The 26,718-nt window shown below is 35.2% G+C and carries 14 protein-coding genes and 1 pseudogene; 10 read left to right on the forward strand and 5 right to left on the reverse strand.

Annotation, left to right across the window (positions count from 1 at the left end):
* Nucleotides 1–22 precede the first annotated feature (22 nt).
* Nucleotides 23–1,519, reverse strand: a complete 1,497-nt coding sequence (locus tag Bccel_RS26690; RefSeq protein ID WP_036944931.1) for a methyl-accepting chemotaxis protein — start codon at nucleotides 1,517–1,519, stop codon at nucleotides 23–25.
* A 727-nt stretch (nucleotides 1,520–2,246) separates the two neighbouring features.
* Here Bccel_RS26690 and Bccel_RS26695 point away from each other — a divergent pair.
* The 8 genes and pseudogenes from Bccel_RS26695 (at nucleotide 2,247) to Bccel_RS26730 (ending at nucleotide 18,412) form a co-directional block, all read left to right on the forward strand.
* Nucleotides 2,247–14,258: an RCC1 domain-containing protein gene (locus Bccel_RS26695; RefSeq protein WP_036944933.1), complete on the forward strand. Its 12,012-nt coding sequence runs from the start codon at nucleotides 2,247–2,249 to the stop codon at nucleotides 14,256–14,258.
* The gene (locus tag Bccel_RS26700) at nucleotides 14,255–14,689 is read left to right on the forward strand and encodes a hypothetical protein (RefSeq protein WP_036944934.1); all 435 of its coding nucleotides are present in this window, start codon (nucleotides 14,255–14,257) and stop codon (nucleotides 14,687–14,689) included. The genes Bccel_RS26695 and Bccel_RS26700 overlap by 4 nt, the downstream gene beginning before the upstream one ends.
* A gap of 295 nt (nucleotides 14,690–14,984) precedes the next feature.
* A pseudogene (gene tnpA / locus Bccel_RS32725) lies at nucleotides 14,985–15,290 on the forward strand (IS66 family insertion sequence element accessory protein TnpA); the annotation flags it as partial.
* Nucleotides 15,287–15,529, forward strand: coding sequence for an IS66 family insertion sequence element accessory protein TnpB (gene tnpB / locus Bccel_RS26710; RefSeq protein WP_082225170.1), 243 nt, complete (start codon nucleotides 15,287–15,289; stop codon nucleotides 15,527–15,529). The pseudogene tnpA (Bccel_RS32725) and the gene tnpB (Bccel_RS26710), both read left to right, overlap by 4 nt.
* A 238-nt stretch (nucleotides 15,530–15,767) precedes the next feature.
* Nucleotides 15,768–16,121: an IS66 family insertion sequence element accessory protein TnpA gene (gene tnpA / locus Bccel_RS26715; protein ID WP_050753040.1), complete on the forward strand. Its 354-nt coding sequence runs from the start codon at nucleotides 15,768–15,770 to the stop codon at nucleotides 16,119–16,121.
* Nucleotides 16,118–16,471, forward strand: a complete 354-nt coding sequence (gene tnpB / locus Bccel_RS26720; RefSeq protein WP_050753039.1) for an IS66 family insertion sequence element accessory protein TnpB — start codon at nucleotides 16,118–16,120, stop codon at nucleotides 16,469–16,471. Before tnpA (Bccel_RS26715) ends, tnpB (Bccel_RS26720) begins: the two co-directional genes overlap by 4 nt.
* Before the next feature lie 64 nt (nucleotides 16,472–16,535).
* A complete protein-coding gene (tnpC, locus tag Bccel_RS26725) occupies nucleotides 16,536–18,140 on the forward strand; it encodes an IS66 family transposase (protein WP_050753038.1) in 1,605 nt (534 codons plus the stop codon).
* Complete coding sequence (locus tag Bccel_RS26730; RefSeq protein WP_036944604.1) at nucleotides 18,137–18,412, forward strand: hypothetical protein; 276 nt, start codon at nucleotides 18,137–18,139, stop codon at nucleotides 18,410–18,412. The genes tnpC (Bccel_RS26725) and Bccel_RS26730 overlap by 4 nt, the downstream gene beginning before the upstream one ends.
* Nucleotides 18,413–18,456: 44 nt before the next feature.
* Here Bccel_RS26730 and Bccel_RS26735 read toward each other — a convergent pair whose 3' ends face one another.
* The 3 genes from Bccel_RS26735 to Bccel_RS26745 are packed head-to-tail and all read right to left on the reverse strand — an operon-like array spanning nucleotide 18,457 to nucleotide 21,673.
* Nucleotides 18,457–19,443, reverse strand: coding sequence for a tyrosine-type recombinase/integrase (locus Bccel_RS26735; RefSeq protein WP_050753913.1), 987 nt, complete (start codon nucleotides 19,441–19,443; stop codon nucleotides 18,457–18,459).
* The gene (locus tag Bccel_RS26740; RefSeq protein WP_242857024.1) at nucleotides 19,440–20,375 is read right to left on the reverse strand and encodes a tyrosine-type recombinase/integrase; all 936 of its coding nucleotides are present in this window, start codon (nucleotides 20,373–20,375) and stop codon (nucleotides 19,440–19,442) included. The genes Bccel_RS26735 and Bccel_RS26740 overlap by 4 nt, the downstream gene beginning before the upstream one ends.
* 44 nt (nucleotides 20,376–20,419) lie before the next feature.
* Nucleotides 20,420–21,673 (reverse strand): tyrosine-type recombinase/integrase, encoded by a 1,254-nt coding sequence (locus tag Bccel_RS26745; RefSeq protein ID WP_050753566.1) that lies wholly within the window; start codon nucleotides 21,671–21,673, stop codon nucleotides 20,420–20,422.
* A 376-nt stretch (nucleotides 21,674–22,049) separates the two neighbouring features.
* On the opposite strand from Bccel_RS26745, the gene tnpC (Bccel_RS26750) reads away from it, so the two are divergent.
* Both tnpC (Bccel_RS26750) and Bccel_RS26755 read left to right on the forward strand, forming a co-directional pair.
* Nucleotides 22,050–23,654, forward strand: coding sequence for an IS66 family transposase (gene tnpC, locus Bccel_RS26750; RefSeq protein WP_050753914.1), 1,605 nt, complete (start codon nucleotides 22,050–22,052; stop codon nucleotides 23,652–23,654).
* Nucleotides 23,651–23,926 carry a hypothetical protein gene (locus tag Bccel_RS26755; RefSeq protein ID WP_050753569.1) on the forward strand — a complete coding sequence of 92 codons (276 nt, stop codon included), beginning with the start codon at nucleotides 23,651–23,653 and terminating at the stop codon, nucleotides 23,924–23,926. The genes tnpC (Bccel_RS26750) and Bccel_RS26755 overlap by 4 nt, the downstream gene beginning before the upstream one ends.
* Nucleotides 23,927–24,849: 923 nt before the next feature.
* Here the strand turns inward: Bccel_RS26755 and ltrA are convergent.
* Nucleotides 24,850–26,667 carry a group II intron reverse transcriptase/maturase gene (ltrA, locus tag Bccel_RS26760; protein ID WP_050753915.1) on the reverse strand — a complete coding sequence of 606 codons (1,818 nt, stop codon included), beginning with the start codon at nucleotides 26,665–26,667 and terminating at the stop codon, nucleotides 24,850–24,852.
* Between the last annotated feature and the right edge of the window lie 51 nt (nucleotides 26,668–26,718).

A 26,718-nucleotide genomic window follows, 5' to 3' on the forward strand; every position in this document is an offset into this window, starting at 1 on the left:
TTTATCATATCATTAAAAAGTATCAGCTGCCAATATACTTCTCCATTTGTTTGGAGGTTGTAATTAGCTCAGTAACCAAGCTTTTGGCCAGATTTGCATTTTCCATGTTGTGATCAACCGTACTGTTGACTTGGTTTGCATTAGAGGATGCTAACTGGCTTAGGTTGGAAGCTTCCTGTATACAATCAACAATTTTGTTGTTAGCATTTAAAATGTGATCGATTCTTTCATTTACTAAAAGAACGTTATTATTGACTTCTGTTATTTTGGATAAAGTGGAATTAAATAATTCCTGTGTTTTGTAAATAAGATTGTTCTGCTTTTGGTTGGCGTCTATAAGTTCTGAAATTGCAATGACTGAAGTATCTGTCATATTATTAAGTTCAATAATAATCTTGTTTATACTGCTTGCAGATTCAGCACTTTGGGTTGCCAGTTTTCTGACTTCCTCTGCAACCACGGCAAATCCCTTACCCGATTCACCGGCACGGGCACTTTCTATGGCGGCATTTAACGAAAGCATGTTTGTCTGTTCGGATATGCTTTTTATGATATCAGTTATATTAAGGATTTCAGTGGCCTTTGTTTTCAATTCGTTTATGATGTTGTTCATATTTGAGTTATTTTCATTAACAACTTTAGACATGTTGCTTAGATCATTGACAATGTTCATACCTTCTTTAATGGCACAGGATGTGTCTTTTGACAGAATGCTTGTTTTTGAAGAAACTTCAGAGCTCTCTTCAATTATTTTATGTATATCATGAGTTAGACTGGACTGAACCTTAAAGCTCTCCGCAGTTTCAGCAGTACTTTTTGCAATTTCAGTAACCGAATTATAAACATCCTGAGTGGAACTGTTAAAATCATCCATTATGTTATATACTTTTTTAGAGTTGGTATCAAGTACAGCTGCAATTTTTAGAACATCATCTAAAATTTCCTTCTGTCTTTTCTTTTCCCCTTCAATTGAAGAGATCTTTTCGTTATTAAACCTAATGGCAAGTATGGATGATAGAGTAAGAGAAATGCAGTACATTATTACTACGCATAGCTGAATTGTATAATCGGTAGATAAGCTTTGATTAATCAATTTTAAAATTAGAATATTTTTCAACATACTTATTAAATTTAGAGTAATAGAGATTGAACTAGCCCAAATGATCAGTTTGAAATCAAAGTATAGAAAATACATAAGCAATATAGGAAAAAGATATGTAAAAACAGCGAACCTGTCAGAGGTCATGAGTGAAAAGCCATAGATAATAAAATAAGCACTTAATGTTAAATATTTTATTTTTATGCTGGAGCTGTTTCTAAAATACACTATAGTTGCAAGTGAAAAGGTAACAATTATAAGTGATAGCATGGTGCCAACATAAGCTAGACTTCTATTTCCTTTTAAAAACTCCATTATATACCCGACTATAAGAATTAAGTTTATGACCCAGTTTATAATTAATACTATTCTATTAGTTCTTTTAAGAGAATTGCTGCTAATATTATGTAAGTTATCCATATACCGAACTCCTTATCGAAAGATTTTATCATATAAGTTATCGGCATTTAACCGAAAAATGTAAGTGATTGGGGAAAAATTTTTGTTTTTTTGGATGGTCTAAATCATTAATATGAAGTCCAAACGGTGTTTGCTTTGTGGTTACGGAATATTGACAATGGGTTAACGAAATGATATGATTGGTACGTAACCTGATGGTGACAAAGAGAGAAGCATGAAAGGTGTCAATATAGGTTGTAAAGTTGATTTTAAGTATTGCACTATCAATTTTTTTAGATGGAAAAGACATATTGATTACTGCAGTGATCAATGTATTGTCTATAAATCTTTATGTTTTAATTTGACATTTTACCAAATGGTTGCAAAAAATATTATAACTCTATGATTATATTTAAATATTTGACAATAAAGACCAAAATATGATATTCTTTGCTGGTGATTTCTATGGGATTTAGATAAATTTTTATAATATAAATAAAAGTAGTAAAATTAGTAAAAGTAGTACTAATTACTTGATTAAGGGAGAGAAATGATTTTACTTTGTCAGCGTAGATCCAATATAACTAGAGTATTTCTGTGCCTTTCATGTTTACATAAACAATAAATAATCCTAGTTTAAAAGCCTGATTTAATATTTATTATTTATTTAGCATTGGAGGTGGTTGATTCACAAACTAGTATAGGTAATATTACTGCAAATTGATTTTTAATTTTAGGGGGATTGCTAATGAAGAGATTAGTTAAAAGAATTATTGCAACTGCACTAATTACAACATTTATAGCCGGAGCAGTTAATTTTCCGGTAAGTGCAGAAGAACTTTTTGGTTTTGGCAAAGAAAAAAAACAAGATATGATAAACCAGGGAATCAAGGATTGTGCTGATGGTAAAGATTTGAAGGATGTTAATGGTTTAAAAGCTATATGCAATACTGAACCCGAAAAGCTTGAACCTCACCCGGAACCTGTATTTGATGAAAGTGAAGGATTTGGTAAGCCTACAGGCTTTTTGAATCGAAAAGAAAAAAATGAGATTATTGTGAAATATAAAGATTTAAATGATGCGGATTATAATAAGAATGAAATTATAGATAAAATAGAGATAGTTAAAGATGAAAGTGAAGACAAAATTAAGGATAAAACTAAAGATAAAATTAAAGATAAAATTAAAGATAAACTAAAGCTGTCGAAACTTAATACCAAGAAAAAAATTAAAGATATAGAAGTTTTAGAGATAGGTGAAAATGATGATTCTGAAAAGCTGATAAAGGAACTTCGCAATGATTCCAATGTGGAATATGCCCAGTTGAACTATAAGCTTTATACAAATAGCATTCAAACAGATAAAAAGTTTGGTAGCCAATGGGAGTTAAATAATACTGCACAGGTTGTGGAAGGACAAAAAGGAATAGCAGGAGTAGATATAAATGTAATTCCAGCCTGGGATATTACAAAAGGATCCAATGAGGTAACTGTTGGTATACTTGATACAGGAATAGATATAAATAATAAAGAGATAAAAGATGCCATATATATTAATCAGAATGAAATAGCTGGAAATGGTATTGACGATGATCAAAATGGTTATGTTGATGATGTAAATGGTTATGATTTTGTAAATAAGGATGGTAGTGTATACGATTCAGAATCTATTGATATACATGGGACTTTTATTGCAGGGCAAATAGCAGCAAAGTCAAATAATATTGGAATAGCTGGTGTTGCAGACGTTAAGCTGATGCCGCTTAAATTTATAAATAGTGATGGAGGCTATACCAGTGATGCAATTGAAGCAATACAGTATGCTAAGAATATGGGCGTTGAAATAATAAATTGTAGTTGGGGCTCAACTTTTTATAATGAGGCTTTAAAAAATGAGATGGAAACCAGCGGCATTTTATTTGTAGCATCAGCGGGTAATGATAGGTTTGATGTTTCACAAACTCAGGTCTACCCTGCCTGTTTTGATATTGATAATGTAATATCTGTCACATCTATAGACAATCGAGGGAATATTGCCAGATTTTCTAATTATGGACAAGAAGTTGATGTTGCGGCACCTGGGGTAAACATTACTGGGATAGCACCGGAAAATAGCTTTATTACAATGAATGGAACCTCATTTTCAGCAGCACTTGTAACTGGAATAGCAGCACTTATTAAGAGTAAATACAAAGATATTACGAACAATGAGATAATATCCAGAATTAAAAATAATGTTGTTACTTCAACAAATCTACAGGGTAAAGTATCGTCAGGCGGTAGAGTTGATGCATATGCAGCGTTGACAGGAAATAAACCTTCTCCTGATAATAATGACAACATAAGGAATGACCCGGCTCAAAGTACTGCAGATGTTGATAATCTCAATAAAGCCATGGCTTTAGATATAAAGCTTTTGGAGCAAATTCATTATGGTGAAAATGGAGTTAATCCTGCATCTGGAAATTTTTCAAGGACTTTCACAGATATGAGCCTCGATGTACCTGGATTTAAAATTAATATAAGCAGAACATATAATTCAAAGTCCGATGATATAGGTAAATTTGGTAGGGGTTGGACATTTGGCTTTGATGGCAGTGCTCTTGAAAAAACAAGTAATAATATAAAAGAGATAGCAATTACACTACCTAATGGTGCAGTACAGACATTTACGGACTATGGTGATGGGGCTAATTTTAGAGCAAATGATTCAAGAAGTAAGCTTGAAAAGATAAATGGAAAATATGTTTTGACAACAAAGGATCAATACAAGTATTCTTTTAATACCGTAGATTCAACAAGCAAAATTGGGTACTTAAGCGAAATGAAGGATAAAAATGGCAATAAAATAACAATATCTGTTGACAGTAATGGGAAAATTACTCGAATAATTGATGAGGCAACAGGGAGATATTTTGAAGTAGTTAATGGAACTTATACTATAGGTACAAAAAGCTATAACTTTATAACTGATATAATCCAGAAAACTTCTGCTGGAAGTGAGATTAGAAGAGTTAGTTATAGATATAACGGTTACAAAATCTTGGATAGGGTTACATATCCAGGAGGCGACTATGATGGATATGGATATGTTTCTGTAGGAGGACAATATTATCTAAATCAGATAATAGATCAATGTAATGCTATAGAAACTATTATATATTATCCAGATACAGATGTTAATAAATACAAGGTTAATAAAATAAAGGATAAGTTTAACAATACATATACGTATACATATTATAATTCAGAAAAAAGGACGACAATAGTAGATTCAAACACGCCTGCAAGAACTACAGAAAAATATTATGACGACTTCTACAATGTTACCAAGTCAAAAGATCCTGAAGGAAATATAACAAAAGTAGAATATCTTGATGACAAATGGTCCTATACAGGTGAAATGGGATATAGAGGTAGTGACGTAGGTGTTGTAACAGTAAAAGGGAAAATCTATGCTATAGGAAGATACACATGGCTTCACAGATCTACAGGAGTAGTTGAAGAATATGACCCCATAAAAAATGTTTGGAATAAGAAAGCTGACATGATTGTTCCTCGCTCAAATGTAGCTGTAGCTGTGATAAATGATAAAATATATGCCATTGGAGGAGAAAACGATGCTAAAGGTCCGGTTAATACTGTTGAAGAGTATGACCCGGCAACAAATAAGTGGACATATAAGGGTGGATTAAAAAAAGATACTAGTAATAACTGGGTTGATGATAGCAAAGGAATGATAACTAAAAGGTATGATACCGCAGTTGCAGTTTTAAATGGCAAAATATACGTTTTTGGCGGAACAGATGATACAAATTCTTTAGCGAGTGTTGAAGAATATAATCCTATTGATAATACATGGAGAACAATGAACCCACTATCTACTGCAAGATCAGGTCTTGCAGCAGTATCTTTTAATGGCAAGATATACCTTATGGGGGGAGGAACGCTAGACAGTACAATAGAATATGATCCTAACAACACAGCAAACCAATTTATAACAAAGGCTAAAATGCCTGCAGCAAAAAGCGGTATGGGTGCTTGTGTGGTCAATGGAAGGATATACACTGTTGGTGGGATGTCTAATAATGTACGGTCAAATACTGTTGAAGAATATGATCCTATTTCAAATGTTTGGATCAAAAAAACAGCTACTATGGCATTTGAGAGGGATAAAGTCGGGGTTTGTGCTTTAAATGCCAACATTTACGCTATTGGAGGAGATAGTAGAAATCAAGATATTGGAGAGGTTCCAGATATGGAATTCTTTAGGCCTGATGCATCAAGGGTTAAAGGAGAGTTAGCTATATCAATCGAACCATCAACAGATTACACTGCATTACAAGGGGTACCTCTTGTAGCGTTTGGTGAGAATAATGGTGTTTATTTAAATAAGGATGAAGATGTTTATACTTCAGGATATAATGCCAATGGACGATTGGGCCTTGGGGATGATCAGACTAGAACTATAAGACAGGCAGTCATTGGTTTGCATAATGTTGAGCGGGTAGTTGCAGGAGCAGCTTCCACTTATATATTGATGAAAGATGGTACTGTAAAGGCTTTTGGTAAGAATAATTATTGCCAACTAGGTGTTAATGACGGTAAGGACAGAAATACTCCTTTTACTATTCCAGGACTTAGTAATGTTAAGAAACTTGTAGCAGGCTGTGACCATGTAATAGCATTATTGAATAATGGAAATGTTATGGCATGGGGAAGAAACGATTATGGGCAGTTGGGAATCGGGGAAGGAGTTACTTCATCTATACCGGTACAAATACCTGGACTGAGTAATGTAAAAGATATATCGGCAGGTTTGTTTTTTAGTTTTGCATTATTGGAAAACGGCAAAGTAATGGTATGGGGAAGAAATGATGAATATCAGCTTGGACTGGGAACTTTAGGAAATAAGTACACCCCAGAAGAAAATACTTATCTTGTTGGAGCAAAACAGATTGCAGGAGGGTTGAAACATGGTATTGCTCTTATGACTGATAATACTGTAAAGACTTGGGGTGGTAATAATTATGGGCAATTGGGTAGTGGTTTTCTTGATACTATAAGAACTCCAGAAAGTCCATTTTGGTCGGTAAGTCAAAATATTAAACAGGTTTCAGCAGGTATATACAGCAGCTATGTTTTGACTGAAGATGGAAGAGTACAAGGCTGGGGGTATAATGGACATGGTGAATTAGGCTGTGGGAATAATGTTACTCATAAATATGCAAGATATATACCTAATTTATCTGATATTAAGGAAATATCAGCAGGGTATTATAACTGTGCAGCAATAACAAAAAGCGATGTTGTATATGTATGGGGATACAACGTAGGGCAACTTGGCTTCGGCAACAATGAGGATTGCTATTGGCCTGTACCTATCAACAGTAACAGGATAGAATACATGAGAGATGAGAGAGACAATATTATAAAAATCACAAATGCTGACGGTGGTAATAGGATAAACACATATGATGATAAAAATAATATAATAAGGGAAAGAGATGAGACTGGAAGATTGACTTTCTATATATACGATGCAAATGGAAATGTCTTGAAAAAAGTACAACCATTAAATGGAACAGATGAATATATAGAAGGTACAAGTGATACTTCAAAATTTTCTATTATAGTTTATGAATATTATACTTCACCTGGTGAAAAGCCTATTAAAGGTCTGCTTAAATATGTGTATGATCCGGAATTCCCTAATTCAAAAATTACATATAACTATGATCCCAATTATTATTTGAATTCTGTGAAAGATAATAACCAGAATGAGACTACATATACATATGACGACAGAGGATTGAAAAAAAGCCAGACATCACCAAAAAAGAGCAAAACAGATTATGATTATGATGCTATTGGGCGGTTGATAAGAACAATACAATATGATGGAAATAAGGATGGTGCAAAATCAAGTATTACAAGAATTACCTATGATAAGATGGGTAGGGTAACTAAGGAGATTCAACCTAACTTATTCAAATCTGAATATGATACGTCTAGTGATTATACATTTAGTCATGGCACAAGATACTTATATAATACAGCTAACAATACAAATGGAAGAGTAATTGGTACTTTATCAACTGTAACTGATGCAGAAAACAACACAACAACGTACAATAGCTATGACCTTTATGGTAATGTAACATCTGAGACGAAGCCTAATGGCGCGATTTATGAGTATTCCTATGATCTTATGAATAGGCTTAAGTCCATAAGCTTTAAGGAAAGTTCAAGTGATATTGCTAAAATACTGGAGGAATATTCATATACCTTATTGAGGGGAGGAAGAAGTGAGAAAACGGTTACTAAACACTTGGATGATAATGCTAAAGCTGTTACTACTTATATTTACGACCAGGAAGGAAGGATCATAAAACAGGAAAATCCTGATGGAAGTGTTCTTTATTCAAGTTATAACTTGAATGGAACTTTAAACTCGTCAACAGATGGAAATGGTTGGACTACATATTTCAGATATGATGGCATGAATAGATTAATTGAGAAGTGGGTTCCATTTGGTTTAGATAATGGTAATACAGCATTTATGTATTCATTGACAAGTTATGACAAAGCCGGTAGGGTCAGAGAGGAAAAGAATGGGAAGGAGTTTGTAAATCTTTTCTCTTCAGCTTCAAGTTATGTGTATAAGAATACGTATTATTATGAAGACGGTAATGTAAGTTGTAAATCCGGTGTTGATGGAGTTAAGGTTTGGTATTACTATGACGAAGAGGGCAATGTCGAGCAGGAAAACCAATATATGAATTCAAGTGATTATATATTAACTAAATACTCATATAATTACCTAGGTAAACCTGACACAAAAACCCTAACTGTTAAAAAAGGTGATTTATATAATAACAGTTTTGATGATGCAACAACAACTTCCCTAACCACTAGCTACAAGTATGACCTTAATGGGAATCTTATTTGGATGCAAACACCGGAAGAATCTCAATTGGATCCAGCAAATTTATATACCAGATATGAATACGATAATATGAACAGACAGATAGTTGTCAGCCAAACAATAAGGGGAGACAATGGAACATCTTTAGTAAAGTTAACCACCGCAAAGAGATACAATTGGGAAGGAAAAGTTGTTAATATTAAGGATGCAGAAGGATATACAACTCTTAATGAATATGATAAAAGAGGATTCCTCATTAAGGTGCACAAAGGATGCATTATAATGGATACAGAATCCACTGGTTTTACTACTACAGGTACATGGAATGATTCCAACACAAAGGGATATTCAAGCATGAAAACGAAATTTAGTTCTCCTACATCCGGAAATGCAAAGTGGGTTCCTAAAGTCAACATTAATGGTGATTATAAGGTATATGTATGGTATCCATCTGGTACTTCTAACTTTAATAATGCAAATTACATTATTAATCGGAATAATGTAATTAATAATTATTATGTTAATCAAACTATAAATTGTGGTACATGGGTTTTGCTAAATAGTAGTACACTTAAATTTACTTCTGGGACAACACAAAGCGTGGAATTGATGCCAAGCCAAACCAATGTATGCCAAGCAGATGCAATAATGTTTGTTCCAGATACAGGTGCTGGTTATGGACAAGTGCAATCATTCACATATGACAGGGCAGGAAGACTTAAAACAGAGGTTTCTCCTAATAATTATTCTTCTTCTACAAATAAAACTGAGTATGCATATGATGTAATGGGAAGACTTAAAATAAAAACCGAAAAATACTTTGATACGGCATTGAATCAGGATGTTACTACTGTTACTAAGGCTTATAAGTACGACAATAACGGAAACGTTATAAAGGAACTCGATGCTTTAGGTTATGAAGCAGGAACAGGTGCTACTACTGATGATAAAATTAATACAGGGTATGGGAATGAAACCAAATTCACTATGGCGAATCAAGTATTATCTGTTTTAGATCCTGTTTCGAAGGACAAGGCACTTCCTTTCAGCATAAAATACCAATATGATGGTACAGGAAGAAAAACGTCAGAAATAAACGGAAAAGGTGTTGTATATAAATATGATTATGATGATGTAAATGATGTAACAACTAAAAAATATCTTACACCCAAAATTTCTGATGGAAAAATTGTTCATGATGAAAACGGTAATATTGTTTATGAAGAAAAAATAATTCAAACAAGTAAAACTGATTTTATGGGAAATTTAATTTATCAAGCAGATGGAAGGAAAGATGCGGAAGGTAAGGCAATTTCATATACTTCGTATACCTATAATGCCTTTAATAAAATAAGCACGATAACTTATGCCAATCAAAATGTTTTAAGGCACCAGTACGATATAAGTGGTAATTTGAAGTGCAAGCAGGATACCATGGGAACATTGACTGACTCATCAAATGATAAGACTACAATCTATGATTATGATCTAACTGGAAGACTGCTAAAGGAAACAGGTAAGAACTTCAATGTAAATAAAGATAATATTTTAGTGGATATAGTACTACAATATAGGTATGATAAAAATGGAAATGTTGTTAAAACAATTGATGGTAACGGTGTTGATAAGAATTATACTTATGATGAGTTCAACAGAAAAATAACCGAAAGCATTAATGTTACAAGGGTAGATGGCACAGTAACGACTCATACAACGGAATATGGTTATAATAAAAACAATAATCTTGTTACCACTACTGATTGGCGAAATAATATAGCTATAAATGTATATGATCCATTAAACAGATTGATAGAGAAGAAAGAAAACAATAATGGCAGTCCCAAAATAGTTGAGAAGCTTGGATATTATGCAAATAATTTGCAGAAAAAAAGCGGAACAACTATGAATGGAGCATCATTCAACTATACAGAATTTAAATATGATAAAAATAATAGGCTTATAAGCACTACTGATCCTAGAGGATTTATTACCAGCAAGACCTATGATAACGCCGGGAATATTGAATCTGTGACAGATGGAAGAGGAAATGTTAAAGATGCAAACGGAAACCCGGTAGATGGTAAAAACCATACAACAATTTATAGCTATGATGAAATGAACAGGTTGGTAAACGTGAAAAATGCCAAATCCGAAAACACATCATATGTATACGATGATGCAGGTAATTTACTGGTTCAGAAGGATGGAAGAGGTAAGGAGACCACATATGAATATGATTGCATGAATAAACCTTTGAAGAAAATTTATCATGGTGGAAGGTCGACAACTCAACCATATACATATGATGATACCCTGGTTGAAAGCTATACTTACTATTCTGATGGGAATCTCTATAAAAAGACCGATAGAAAAGGAATTATAACAACCTATGAGTATTATAATAGTGGTAAGTTAAAGTCAAAAAAAGCAAGTGCAATAACATATTCATACACATACGATGGAAACGGAAATGTTCTTACTGCTGGTGGTGGTATTACAAATACAATTACCAGAACCTATGATGAACTTAATAGGGTAAAGGTAAAAACAATTGCAGGAAATGGCACAACAAGCTATACATTCAGTTATTGTTATGATGTAATACCAACAAGATCGGATATAGAAGCAGGATGCACAGCAGAGACAGTCACAGATCCTAAGCAAAACAAGACAACAAAAATATATGACAGGTTGGGGAGAATAAAATATGTAATAGATGGGGGAGTTTCTGATACTATAAAAGCAACATATGAGTATTATGATAATGGTAATAAAAGGAGTGTTTGGTATCCAAATAATACCATGGTTGAATATTACTATTGGTCGAATAATCTGCTTTGGAACTTGTCGAATTATAATTCCAATGGAACTTTGATAGAAAACTATAAATATAACTATGATGAAGCAAATAATATGTTAGACAAGACAGACAATAAAGGAACGACATCTTATACTTACGATGAGCTAAACAGGATTGAGACAGTGGCAGAGCCGGGTGAAAAGATTACTGAATATAAATATGATGCATCAGGCAATAGAGCTACGGAAACAGTAAGTCAGAGTAGTAATGCCACAGTATCAACTTACAGCTATGATGACTTGAACGAATTGGAAGGTATTGAAGCAAAGCATAATGATGTACTGTCAGAAAAATATATTTTCCAATATGATGAAAATGGCAACCAAAGATATGCTTATAGAGATATATATTCAGGTGGTACTTTACAAAAATCATATACGTGGCAGTATTCATATAATTTATTCAATGAACTTATATATACATACACGTCAAATGGATTAGTTCTACATTACTTTTATAACGCAGAAGGGCTAAGAGTACGGAAGTATGACCAGTCCAATAATAATGACACATACTACTTCTATGAATATGATAAGGTAGTTCTTGAACTAGGACATGATGATGAACAGCTAGCTAGGAATATGTATGGAAGTAATCTTATTTCAAGGACGGTAAACGGAACATCACTCTATTATATGTATAATGGACATGGAGACGTGACAGCCTTGATAGATGTTAGCACAAATCAACAAAATCTTGCTGCAGGCAAAACTTTAACGGGAAGTGTTTCCGTAACTAATGCGGTTTATGCAACTGATGGAGATATAAGTACTGGCAAATATACTTCTATAGGCTCAAATCTGCAGCATGTAAAACTTGATTTAGGGCAGAGTCAGATTGTAGACAAAGTAAAACTTTGGAGATATTATGGAGATACAAGGAAATATCATGATGTAATAATCCAATTCTCAAATGATGCAAACTTTGCTAGTGGAGTAACTACTGTATACAATAATGATACAGATAATTCGGCAGGACAAGGAAAGGGATCTGACAGCGAATACGTAGAAAGCAATGCAGGAAAAGAATTTGCATTCAAGCCTGTACGCACAAGGTATATGAGGGTTTTCTCCAATGGAAATACAGTGACTGCGAATAATCACATTGTGGAGGTACAGGTATTTAAAGCTAGTCAGCCAAACCTTGCTGCTGGCAAGACTATAACAGGCAGTGTATCTGTAACTAATGCGGTATATGCTACTGATGGAGATACAAGTGCTGGTAAATATATTTCCATAGGCCAAAATCTGCAACATGTAAAACTTGATTTAGGGCAGAGCGAGGTTGTAGACAAGGTAAAGCTTTGGCGGTATTATGGAGATACAAGGAAATATCATGATGTAATAATCCAGTTCTCAAATGATGCAAACTTTGCCAGTGGAGTAACTACTGTATACAATAATGATACTAATAATTCATCGGGACAAGGTGAAGGACCTGACAGTGAGTATGTAGAAAGCAATACAGGAAAAGAATTTGTATTCAAGCCTGTAAGTGCGAGGTATATGAGGATTTTCTCCAATGGTAATACAGTGAATACTAATAATCATCTTGTAGAAGTGCAAGTATTTAAAAGCAGTGTAGAGGGCATGTACTATTATGATGCTTTTGGAAATATAACTGAAGAAGCTGGATATGTGGATAATAATATAACATATGCAGGCTACCAGTATGATAAAGAGACTGGGCTGAACTACTGTAATGCAAGGATGTATGATCCAAAGATTGCACGATTCCTGCAAGAGGACACTTATACAGGGGAAAAAGATGATCCACTTAGTTTGAATCTATATACATATTGTGCGAATGATCCATTAAAGTATATTGATCCAACAGGACATTGGTATGAAAAACCTAAAGGAAATTATAACCCTCTTAAAGATGGAATATTGGGAATTGGGAGTGGAACATCAAATAGTGGATCAACAAACACAAACACAAATACAAACACTAATACAAACACTAATACAAACACTAACACCAATACAAATACAAATACAAATACAAACACTAACACAAATACAAACACTAACACCAATACAAATACAAATACAAATACAAACACTAACACAAATACAAACACTAACACCAATACAAATACAAATACTACTAATACAGGGGCTGGAACAACAGGCAATGGATCATTGACATCAACAACCAATGAGCTAAAGAACTCAGATGATATTGGTGGACGAGAATCCAATCAAGAATTAACAAGTTGTGCAAGTCCATATTATGCTCAGACGTATGGAGAAAATTATAAAGATTCAGTAAGTAGGACAATTGGCAATATAAACTATATTATTTACGATAAAGCTACCACTACAGAAGTTGAATTGGATGGTGTAAAAGCAATAATCATATCCAAGTATGGTAAAAATGCTAGTATCAAATTAATAGATGTTAACAGTAAGGAAAGCTTTATTAATGCTTGGAACAGTATTGACGATATTAATAATAATGTAGACTCGGTCTATACAATTTTTCATGGGGATGGATTGCATATAAACACAGGGAAGGAAGGTTTTTATACAAGTGATGTTGGTTCATTAAAATCAAAGGTAATTGATAATTTAATATTGTTTAGCTGTAATTCTGGAAATATAACAAATATATCTGCTGGGAAAAAAGTAATAACTTACAATTTAGCGGGAAGCTTTATTATAAAAAACGTTATTAATAATTTAAAGGCTTTTGATGGAGAAGTAAGGATAGACATGAACCCATATTGGTTAGGGGTCGTTGGTGGTACTCCTTATTTTCAAAGTGGAGGGTATATGTCAGAGCCTTATTACGATCAAGAGTTGCATAGCCCAGCTGAAAGAAGGCTTATCGGATCTCTTTTATATAGATTGGATAAAGGTATATTAACAGCTATAGATAGTAAGGGAGGCTTAAGACTAAAAATAGATGTTTCAGCGGGTAAGTTAATAGAAAGAAATACTTATGCATCAAGGAGGGAAACTTTATGAGATTTAGCATATGGCAAAAGATTGCACTTTTTCTCATCCTAATATTTTTGGTAGTTATAATTTTTCGCATTGCTAAAAATCAGTCTTATACTAATAGTACTGTTAATGAAAAGACATATTTTGAGTACCAAGAAGAGGCATTAAGCAACATTAAAACAGCAATTTTAATTTATACCAACGAAACTGATGACTATGAGTTAAAATTAAACAAGAAAACGACAACTACTGTTAGCGACCTTCTAAAAGTATTACAAGAAGGAATAAGTATTAATGGAAAGAAGTATGGCCCATATATAGGCCAATCTCCTGGAGGCGGATTAAAGTATAGTGATATCTTTCAAGACAAACCGATAAGAATAAGTATATATAAAAAAGAATTTGATATTGATGTCAGATGGTCAAATAGTAATGAAATACTAATAGAAAATTAAATTACTATTGATGATATATTGACTTCACAAATCACACCAGAACTAAAACTAAGGTAAATTTTGAATTAATGTACTTTGCAGCTAAGAGTAGTAAGCGGTGGAACAAATACCGTAGCTCAAAAAAACAGCTCCATTTTAAAACATATGGAGCTGTTTTTCAATAAAAGCCTTCTTTTGCACTTTGAAAAGTGAAGTACTATATAATCCATTAATAAAAATGTTTTTCAACCAGAAATGGAGTGATTGTATGAATACACAAAAAGTTGCAGAATAATATCGATTATCACAATGGGCACAAGTAATTCAGGCACAACAGGAAAGTGGGCAAAGTATCAAGGATTTCTGTGAGTCTACAGGCATACGCAAAAACAAATACTTTTACTGGCAAAAGAAGTTACGAAGTGAGGCTTGCACTGAGCTTGCTAAGGCTGAAGAGTCAAGAAATATTGTGCCAAGCGGATGGATGCAGCTGGAATCTAAACAAATGCAAGACATAAAAGAATCTTTGGATATTGAAATTAATGGCTTTCATATAACTTTTACGTCCGAGACCAATACTGAACTTCTAAAAAAAGCTTGTTGTACACTGAGGTCGCTATGATAAGATGGAGTGATAAATCTGTATATCTCTGTTGTGGCTATACCGATATGAGAAAATCCATTAACGGTATGACGATGCTGGTAAAGGAGAGTTTTTCCTTGGATCCTTTTGATGATGCACTATTTGTTTTTTGTAACAAAAGCAGAGACAGACTGAAGATCTTGGAATGGGACGGCGATGGATTTTGGTTGTACTTTAAGCGTCTGGAACGAGGTTATGTTAAGACTTCCGTTATGTAAAGAAAAGCACAAGAATGAAATGTTTAAGCGGAAGTCTTAACATATATCTTTACATAATAGATGTCAGATTTTACGCGTGCCAAGACTTTTCAGCCATGACTTTAAATCGGTATTTGAGTAAGCGTAAATTACATCATCACATAGTATAACAAGTACAAAGCTGATATAATCACGAATGATTAGGTTGAAAAAGTCTAAAAAGTAATGAAACTTTTTCAACCAGAAATGGAGTGATTGTATGAATACACAAAAAGTTGCAGAAGAATATCGATTATCACAATGGGCACAAGTAATTCAGGCACAACAGGAAAGTGGGCAAAGTATCAAGGATTTCTGTGAGTCTACAGGCATACGCAAAAACAAATACTTTTACTGGCAAAAGAAGTTACGAAGTGAGGCTTGCACTGAGCTTGCTAAGGCTGAAGAGTCAAGAAATATTGTGCCAAGCGGATGGATGCAGCTGGAATCTAAACAAATGCAAGACATAAAAGAATCTTTGGACATTGAAATTAATGGCTTTCATATAACTTTTACGTCCGAGACCAATACTGAACTTCTAAAAAAAGCTTGTTGTACACTGAGGTCGCTATGATAAGATGGAGTGATAAATCTGTATATCTATGTTGTGGTTATACCGATATGAGAAAATCCATTAACGGTATGACGATGCTGGTAAAGGAGAGTTTTTCCTTGGATCCTTTTGATGATGCACTATTTGTTTTTTGTAACAAAAGCAGAGACAGACTGAAGATCTTGGAATGGGACGGCGATGGATTTTGGTTGTACTTTAAGCGTCTGGAACGAGGGCGTTTTCGCTGGCCTGCTGAAGGAAATGACAAAACCATGATTCTTAATGCTAACGAATTGACCTGCCTAATTGATGGTGCCAGATTAGAAAAAAAGCTTAAGAGAAACGAAGTTTTTGAAAGACAAATAACTTAAAAATATTCTATTGAAATATGCCTAAGATCTTGGAATTATGGGGGGTTTATGGTATAATTATCTTATGAAAACAAAAGAAAATCCAGCAGAAAATTTCATCAAAATAATAAAAGAATTAAAGAAAGAGAACGAGCAACTAAAGCAGCAAAACCAGTGGCTGATGGAGCAGTTTCGTCTTTCAAAGCATAAGAAATATTGTGCATCCAGCGAACATAACTCTGTAGACCAGATTTGTCTTTTCAACGAAGCGGAAACGACTGGGGTTTTGACTATACCACAACCTGGTTTTACTGAGGTGAAGGCTTATCACCGCAAAAAAAGCCGCTTAATAACTGATAAACTTCCTGATGATTTACCTATAGAGATAATTGAACACGAATTGCCGAAAACAGAGCGTTTCTGTCCGGAATGCAGCAGTGAATTGCATGAAATGGGAAAAGAAACACGTGAAGAAATAAAGATTATTCCTGCCAAAGCAGTAATTATACGCCATGTACGATACGTTTATTCATGTCGGAAGTGTGAAAGTACCTCTGATCATGTACCGATTGTTAAGGCGGATATGCCTGAGCCTGTCATAAAAGGCGGATTTGCTTCGCCAGATACAATTGCCCATATTGCATCACAGAAATTCATGATGGCATCACCATTATACCGACAAGAGCAGGAGTGGAAGCAAAATGGAATCATGCTCTCACGCCAAACTATGTCTAATTGGCTCATCAAGGCTTCTGAGGACTGGTTGGAGCCGATATATCTGGCAATGAAACATAGATTGTGCAAACATGATGTGCTTCATGCAGATGAGAGTGCTCTACAGGTGCTAAAAGAACCGGGGAAAACGCCACACTCAAAGAGTTACATGTGGCTGTTCCGAACCAGTGGAGAGGCAAAGCACCAGATTGTGCTTTATGAATACCAACCAGACAGGAAGCATATACATCCAGAAAAATTTTTAAAAGATTTTTCTGGCTATATCCACGCAGATGGATACGAAGGGTATCATAAATTACCGGGAAACATTATGGTAGTTGGCTGCCTGGCTCATCTGCGGAGGAAGCTTTTTGATGCGTTGAAAATCTTGCCAAAGGACAAACAGCCTGGTTCAAATGCAGCCAAAGGAGTAGAATATTGTGACAAGCTGTTTCATCTCGAGAAGCAATTTGCTTCGTTGTCCCCAGAAAACAGGCATAAAGAGCGTGAAAGGCAGTCTAAACCTCTGATAAACGAATTTTTTAACTGGATGGAACAATTGAATGCATTACCAAATACACTACTTGGAAAAGCGGCATATTATGCAAAGAGCCAACGAAAGTATCTTGAAAGGTATCTGCTTGATGGCAGGTTGGAAATTTCAAACAACCGTGCAGAACGTAGTATAAAACCTTTTGTTATCGGGCGAAAAAATTGGCTTTTTTCCAATACACCTAACGGTGCGAAGGCAAGTGCAATTTATTATAGCCTGATCGTGACAGCAATCGAAAACGGCTTAAATCCATTTGAATATTTATCGTGGATTCTTACAAACGCCCCTAACCTTGGAAAATCGGGATATGTAACAAAAATTGAAGATTTATTGCCTGACAGCGATAAAATACCATCCAATGTGTTTGTACCAAAGCCAAAAGGAACAGCACCTGAAAAATATGCCTGGGAGGAAGACAAATGAACTACAAAAAGCACACATCATTTATGATTGATTTCATCTCTGATTTTGTAAATGGTGAAATAGACCGTTATTTTTTTGATTTGGATTATTCTGCTTATGTGATAGAGCATTTTCCTCATATGGAGCTTGAGGACGCCAGATTTGCAGACTGGTTTGCCCATACAATAGATCAGACATATGAGCGTGGAACTGATCTTGGTCTACCAGATGAAGAGTTTAGGGTTGAAATATCTAAGGCTCTGGATGAATGGCTTGGTAGGAAAAGATATTGATATTATTTAATTGAGATGCCTATATGTCTGCTTGTATTTGACGCTTACGTATTTGATTCCCATTCAGGCAATTCATCTAGTATTATTTCATTTCCTGCTGCCTCTATTGCTTTGCGTTTTAGCTGTGCATTTGTTTTCGCATAGACTTCCGTCGTTTTTACGCTGACATGTCCGAGCAGGTCGCGGATATAGATAAGATCGACACCAGCATCCACAAGCCCCATAGCTGAACTATGCCTTATCTTGTGAGGACTGAAATCTTTCGGAACCAAGCCCGGATTCTGAGACCTTGCTAGCAATGTATACTTTGAAACTATGTAGTTTATTCCCTGCCGTGTAAATTGCTTTTTCATATGATTTTTCAAAAGCCATTCATTTTCCCTTCCTGGTCGATTGTATCCAAGTACATCGAGATACCTATTGATTGAAGGGATCAAATACTTCATTAGCGGAACGTATCGGTATTTATTGCCCTTTCCATGAACCAGCAGCGTCTCTGGTTCATATAAAGATAAATCCTTGACCTCAATGGAAATCAACTCGCTTACCCTTATGCCGGTAGTGTAAAGAATTGCCAGAATGACATAATCCCTCAATCCCATGGCACTTGTGGCATCTGGCAGGTTCATCATCAACTTTATGCCATCTGTTTTTGCATATGAGATTTCCGGCCGAAGGATTTTTTTGACAGGAATCGCCAAAACACGCTGATATTCATTCATATATTCCGGTTGCTCCATCATAAGGAATCTTACAAAAGAGTTTATGGCTGCCTGTCGCTGATTCCTGGTATTAGGCCCGTTGTGCTTGCATTCTTCAAGCCAATCTAGATAACCACACACGTTTTCATAAGAGAGGTCACTTATCTTAATTTTATTTGCTTTGATTTTCGATGTTTCCTGTAAGTATTCAAGAAAATTTATGAATGAGTACCTGTAGGAATCAATCGTTGAAGGACTGCTCCCTTTTACGCTTGGGAGGTATCTGACAAAAAATTTATTAAGGCAGAAAGCAAAATCTGTGTTCTTCATCTGAAATCACCCCTTTCCACAATTCCAAATACATACTCCATCTGACACCTGCATTTCTCCTCAATGTAAGGATATATTGACATCGTGAGACGGAGGTATTTTTCAGTGTCATAGATGCTTTTGTGTCCGAGATAGGTGCTTAAGATTGGGAGGGAAGTGTACATATCCATCCCGGAATCAATCATCCTCTTGAACGACCTAACCGCAAAAGTATGGCGCCAGTCATGAATTCGAGGACCTTCCTTGTCTCCTAAATAGGGGATTCCAGCATACTGCAACGTCTCTCTATGTATGGTGTAGATTCTATCTTTACTGTAACGGGAACCTATTCTTGAATTGAAAATAAAATCATCTCCGTCAAGCTGATAAAAATACTTGTCCGCATAGGCAATCATCAGTTCCAAGAGGTCGTCACCCAATACAATGAATCGCTCTTTATGGTTCTTTGTTTCACACAAGCGGACGATCCCTTCTTTAAGATCGAGATCTTTTAACCGAATGCCCAAGGTTTCGTTCAGCCTTGTTCCGCAGCAATAAAAAAGCCTGAACATAACAGGAAACTGTATCGAATTGATTTTAGCTCTTGCCGTATAATAACGATCGATTGCGTTGAAATACCGTGTGGTTTCATCATCCGTATAAATGTGCGGCTTAAAATCCGAACCTTTATACGGTACAGAGTCAGGTATTGCCACATCATAATTCTTAGCGTTAAGATAAGTGAGAAAGTTTTTTGCAATACTGAGACGACCACAATACCTTCTATCTCCTTCATCGCCATCTGCCTGTATCCAGGCATGAGCATCCTTCATTGTGAATACCGGAGAAGTTATACCTCGTTCTATACAGAATTGATCAAATATCTTCAGTTGATAAAAATAGCTTGTCATCTGAAAGCCATGGGATACTTTTATGTCAAGGTAGTTCCGCATTTCATCGGCGAAAACAGACTTTAGTACATATGGGTTTATCTTTCTCATAACCAGATTCCTCCTTTTTTATAGAAAGGAGAGTTGTTTTCCGGCATGGGAATGGCACATTTCTTCAACTGCTTAAAATCCACTTTAAGATAAATCTTTGTTGTTTCTGTAGAGCTATGACCAAGAACACCGCTAATTACTGGTAGAGGAACTTCTTTTCTAAGCATATTTGACGCAAGGCTATGGCGAAATGCATGTGTTCCCCTGTGACGGGCATTTAATGAGGATATCCCTGATTTCCCAAAATACATTGCTGCGATGTGACTGACAGCCTGAGCCGATAGAGGCATGGATTTTCTCGACGGTTTGACGGACAGTATTACTTCCGACACAGATGTGGCTGGCCTCCCGTTCTTCAAATAGTCAATAATAGCATTCCCAACAGATGCGAGAAGCGGAAATGATACTGGTACATCGGTCTTGTCTTGATAAAACCAGATTTCATTTTTGTCCCAATTTATTTGATCCAACCTGAAATGGCGGATATCGCCATTTCTCCAGCCATATTCAGCAGCAAGTATAAGAATGAGATAATCCCGCTTCCCGATAATGGAAGAACGATCAACGGACGACAAAACTTTCCGAACTTCTTCTTCGGTATACACAGAGGGAAGCTTACTTTCCCTGATTCGATAGTTGTCCGGAACCACATAAATCGAATAGTCCTTTTCAATTTTACATGACTCGTATAAGTATTTCAGAAATCGACGGATTATCCCTGCACAGGTATGCAGCGTATTCATTGAATATCCCTGTTCATGATGAAAATCCTCGATAATGTCAAAATTGATGTCTTTTATTTCATACCCATGAGATTTTAGAAAAGTGTAAAACAGGAACAAGCAGTATTCATTGCCTTTAATGGTCGACTTCTTTCTCTTAAGAACATTTGCCATGTAATCAATATATTGCTTTATAGTGTCGCCTAGTGCTCCTAAAAAAACGTGCTCTGTTTTAGGAGCATGGTCTTCGATGCTCCCTTCATTTTGATGAGATATGAGCATCCTGATAGCCCTGACATAAACCCTTTGAGATTTGATAAGGTCTTTGTTCGGCAGATGAGTACCAACTTTTCTATCACAAAAAGCATTTCCCACATCCGTATCGAATTCTGATACATGATTGGTATCCATCCACTCCACAAGAGTGTCCCATGCCTTGGAAATACGGCATTTATAGTCTTCGCTATAATCCCTAGTTTCCAGTTCTTCACGGCATAATTCAATCAACCGTTTCACATCAGTTTGCATAAATCAACGCCTCCTCGTTTTTTATTTATTGCGATGACTTATGATTACAATATTTAGTTTATTATGTAAAGATATACGTTAAGACTTCCGCTTAAACATTTCATTCTTGTGCTTTTCTTTACATAACGAAAGTCTTAACATAACCTCGTTTACGTTAATCTTTACGTAAACGAGGGCGTTTTCGCTGGCCTGCTGAAGGAAATGACAAAACCATGATTCTTAATGCTAACGAATTGACCTGCCTAATTGATGGTGCCAGATTAGAAAAAAAGCTTAAGAGAAACGAAGTTTTTGAAAGACAAATAACTTAAAAATATTCTATTGAAATATGCCTTAAAACCTTGGAATTATGCGGGTTTTGTGGTATAATTCTCTTATGAAAACAAAAGAAAATCCAACAGAAAATTTCATCAGAATAATAAAAGAATTAAAGGAAGAAAACGAGCAACTAAAGCAGCAAAACCAGTGGCTGATGGAGCAGTTTCGTCTTTCAAAGCATAAGAAATATTGTGCATCTAGCGAACATAACACAGTAGACCAGATGTGCCTTTTCAACGAAGCAGAAGCGACTTCAGATTTGACTATATCACAACCTGGGTTTACTGAGGTGAAGGCTTATCATCGCAAAAAAAGCCGCTTAATAACTGATAAACTTCCTGACGATCTACCTATAGAGGTAATTGAACACGAATTGCCGAAAACAGAGCGTTTCTGTCCGGAATGCAGCAGCGAGTTGCATGAAATGGGAAAAGAAACACGTGAAGAAATAAAGATTATTCCTGCCAAAGCAGTAATTATACGCCATGTACGATACGTTTACTCTTGTCGGAAATGTGAAAGCACCTCTGATCATGTACCGATTATTAAGGCGGATATGCCTGAGCCTGTTATAAAAGGCGGATTTGCTTCTCCAGATACAATTGCCCATATTGCATCACAGAAATTCATGATGGCATCGCCATTATACCGACAAGAGCAGGAGTGGAAGCAAAATGGAATCATGCTTTCACGCCAAACTATGTCTAATTGGCTCATCAAGGCTTCTGAGGACTGGCTGGAGCCAATATATCTGGTGATGAAACATAGATTGTGCAAACATGATGTACTTCATGCAGATGAAAGTGCTATACAAGTGCTAAAAGAACCGGGAAAAACGCCACAGTCAAAGAGTTACATGTGGCTGTTCCGAACCAGTGGAGAGGCAAAGCACCAGATTGTGATTTATGAATACCAACCAGACAGGAAGCATATACATCCACAAAAATTTTTAAAAGATTTTTCTGGATATATCCACGCAGATGGATACGATGGGTATCATAAATTACCGGAAAACATTATGGTAGTTGGCTGCCTGGCTCATTTGCGGAGGAAGCTTTTTGATGCGTTGAAAATCTTGCCAAAGGACAAACAGTCTGGTTCAAATGCTGCCAAAGGAGTAGAATATTGTGATAAGCTGTTTCATCTCGAGAAACAGTTTGCTTCGTTGTCCCCAGAAAACAGGCATAAAGAGCGCGAAAGGCAGTCCAAACCTCTGATAAATGAATTTTTTAGCTGGATGGAACAATTGAATGCATTACCAAATACACTACTTGGAAAAGCGGCATATTATGCAAAGAGCCAACGAAAGTATCTTGAAAGATATCTGCTTGATGGCAGGTTGGAAATTTCAAACAACCGTGCAGAACGGAGTATAAAACCTTTTGTTATCGGGCGCAAAAATTGGCTTTTTTCCAATACACCTAACGGTGCAAAGGCAAGCGCAATTTATTATAGCCTGATCGTGACCGCAATCGAAAACAGCTTAAATCCATTTGAATATTTATCATGGATTCTTACAAACGCTCCTAACCTTGGAAAATCAGGATATGTAACAAAAATTGAAGATTTATTGCCTGGCAGCGATAAAATACCATCCAACGTGTTTATACCAAAACCAAAAGGAACAGCACCCGAAAAATATGCATGGGAGGAAGACAAATGAGTTACAAAAAGCACACTTCATTTATGGTTGAATTCATCTCTGATTTCGTAAATGGTGAAATAGAGCGTTATTTTTTTGATTTGGATTATTCTGCTTATGTGATAGAGCATTTTCCTCATATGGAGCTTGAGGACGCCAGATTTGCAGACTGGTTTGCCCATACAATAGATCAGACATATGAGCGTGGAACTGATCTTGGTCTACCAGATGAAGAGTTTAGGGTTGAAATATCTAAGGCTCTGGATGAATGGCTTGGTAGGAAAAGATATTGATATTATTTAATTGAGATGCCTATATGTCTGCTTGTATTTGACGCTTACTTCTACGGAGCTGCTGACGGAATGCCCGGATTCACTCCGTCAGCAGCTCCGTAGAATGCTAAAAACATATACTTTAAAATATTGAAAATCATTTTTTGTATTTGTTGCAAATTGAGAATTACTTCCTTTAGTCTTCAATCCATATCAAAAGCAAAAAACACTAACGAAAAACGAAAAATAAATTTGTAAATAGGTTAGACTTATGTGGCACCCCTGATATTCCTTAATGGCTTTCCATATAGGTGTAAATGAATTATTTATTAATCAAGTTCTGCATTTATGATCCAGTGTTCTGTTCCTCTCTGGGAACTTCTTAATATAAAATCTAATTTAATATTCCCATAATACCTGAAATTAGAAAAATTAAACCTAGTACTAGGAATATCACCCTTATAATAATCTTACCAATATTTCCTGTAAGATTTATAAGTGATTTAACCTTCAAATTATTATATATGTTATTTGGTCTTAATAAGGAATTGGTAATAAGTACAAGACCAGCTATTATAAAAAAATAAACAATACCATTTTATGCACCTCTTAGATTACTAAATTGACTTCATAACCTTTTCCTTATATGTGCTATATATTTCTGTTTCTTCTATTATATATTAAGATTATTTCAATAGCACCCATTTTATTGGATGCTATTATCAGTTGGTATCAGTGGCTCTCTGTATTCTGATTTATCCCGCATCATTTTATAAATGATATTTACCAGCTTTCTCATGATACATTTGATCCGTAGGGTAGGACTAACAGCGTCTTGCTTGTTTTACCAAGTAGATTTCTGCGTCCCCCCTCAGAACCGGACTTACACCTTTCAATGTATCCGGCTCGCCAGCTGTTTCTAAGTGTAAAGTCAATCGATTTATCTATATTTCTTTTCCAAAATGGATGTCTTTATGGCATTTTTTGCACACTATTAAAGTTCTACGATTCAGTTCAATCATTCTTTGTACCCAATATGGAGTTATCATATTTGCCTTAGAGTATTTGTCTTTTAGGCTTTTAAGTTTTTTAATGTGATGAACTGCAAAATCTCCAGGAGTGCTATTTTGTATTCCGCAAAGTTCACATTTACAATTCTCCAACCTTTTGATAACTAAAGGTTTTTTATAGTAGATTTCATTGGTTTCCTTTATCCACTTTATGGGCTGATTTATGTATATTAGTGGCTCGATAAAATATGTCATGGTTTTACTTCCTGCTTTAGTCTCATAATTTACACCAATTATTTTACGAGTCCCTGTGCCGTGTTTCCTGGGCACATCCATTCCATATTTTTTTATAACCTTTGTGATCGAACTGTCTTCCTTTCTTGCTATAGTTGCTGCCATACTGGAATAATGGTAGTATTTGTACTTTCCTATTTTGGAGCTTACATCCGTTGCAATCCTGTAGTAGTTGTACATGCCTCTAATTTCTGAATTGTATTTGCCAATTATATCTGCAATGGTCAGGTTTATCCTATTGCAGTGATGAGTGGGTTTACCATTCTTTCTGAAAGGTTCCAGTTTTTTATTAATCACGTCGTTTGGAACTAAAAGTTGTATTGTCTCGTTCAGTGTCCTTCTTTTATAACCGAGTGTGTTTTTCTTTGTAAAAGTACAATTGGTAGTTTTGGAAATCTCAAATCCAAGAAATCTTGCTCTTTCTGTTGTTAAGTTTGTTATAATGGTTTTATCCATGTTAAGTTCCAATTTTAGTTTAGTATTAAGTAGTTCTTTTATTTTATCTCTTATTTCCTCTGCTAACTTCTTGCTTCCAATTATACATACAACAAAGTCATCGGCATACCTTGTGTACTTGACCCTTATATAATCAGGGTCCATAGGGTCTAATGAACGTAGAGTATACATTTGTTTTAGTATTTCTTTAGCAGTTTTATTATCGCCTCTTCGTCTTGCATTGTGCCTCGCCTTTTCAAGTTGTGAGTATGCAGGGTTATACTTTCTTTTATTTTGGTACGTGGAATATTGTTCTTTTAATGACTCCATGTACTTATCCAGTTCATGCAAGTATATATTGGCTAGAATAGGACTTATTATACCTCCTTGCGGTATTCCTGACAAAGAGCCTTTTACTTGATTGAATTCAAAATAACCTGCCTTAAGAAATCTTTTTATTAATTCCAGAAGTCTTCCGTCCGTGATTTTTTTACCTAATAGACTAATAAGAACATCATGGTCAATGTTATCAAAGAAACCTTTGATGTCACCTTCAATTACCCAATTTGTTCCCTTATACCTGTTTTTGATTTGATATAGGGCTGTATGGCAGCTTTTATTTGGTCTGAAGCCATGTGAAGTTTCCAAAAATATAGGTTCATATATTGACTCCAGTATCTGCCGAACTACTTCTTGTACAAGCTTATCTATAAAAGATGGTATTCCCAGAGGTCTTAACTTTCCATTTTTCTTTGGAATATAAGTTCTCCTAACTGGTATAGGATAATATGTCTCAGATTTCATTTTTTCAATTATGTCATTAATGATATCATAGTTGAAACCATCGATTGTTTTACCGTCTATACCAGCGGTCATATTACCTTCCTTCGCATAGATTTTTCCGTAAGCTGTTATATAGAAATCTGGATTAAATAGATTTCTATATAACCTATCAAAGATAAATTCTTTGTTTTCTTTTGACTTCTTGCTTAGTATTGATAGAACTATATCAGCTTTCTGCATTTCGCATACCTCCATATTCATTCAATTAAACAACCTGCCACCCTTCGCCAT

It is taken from the genome of Pseudobacteroides cellulosolvens ATCC 35603 = DSM 2933, from assembly GCF_001262605.1.
In the GTDB taxonomy this organism is placed as follows: Bacteria; Bacillota; Clostridia; order Acetivibrionales; family DSM-2933; genus Pseudobacteroides; species Pseudobacteroides cellulosolvens.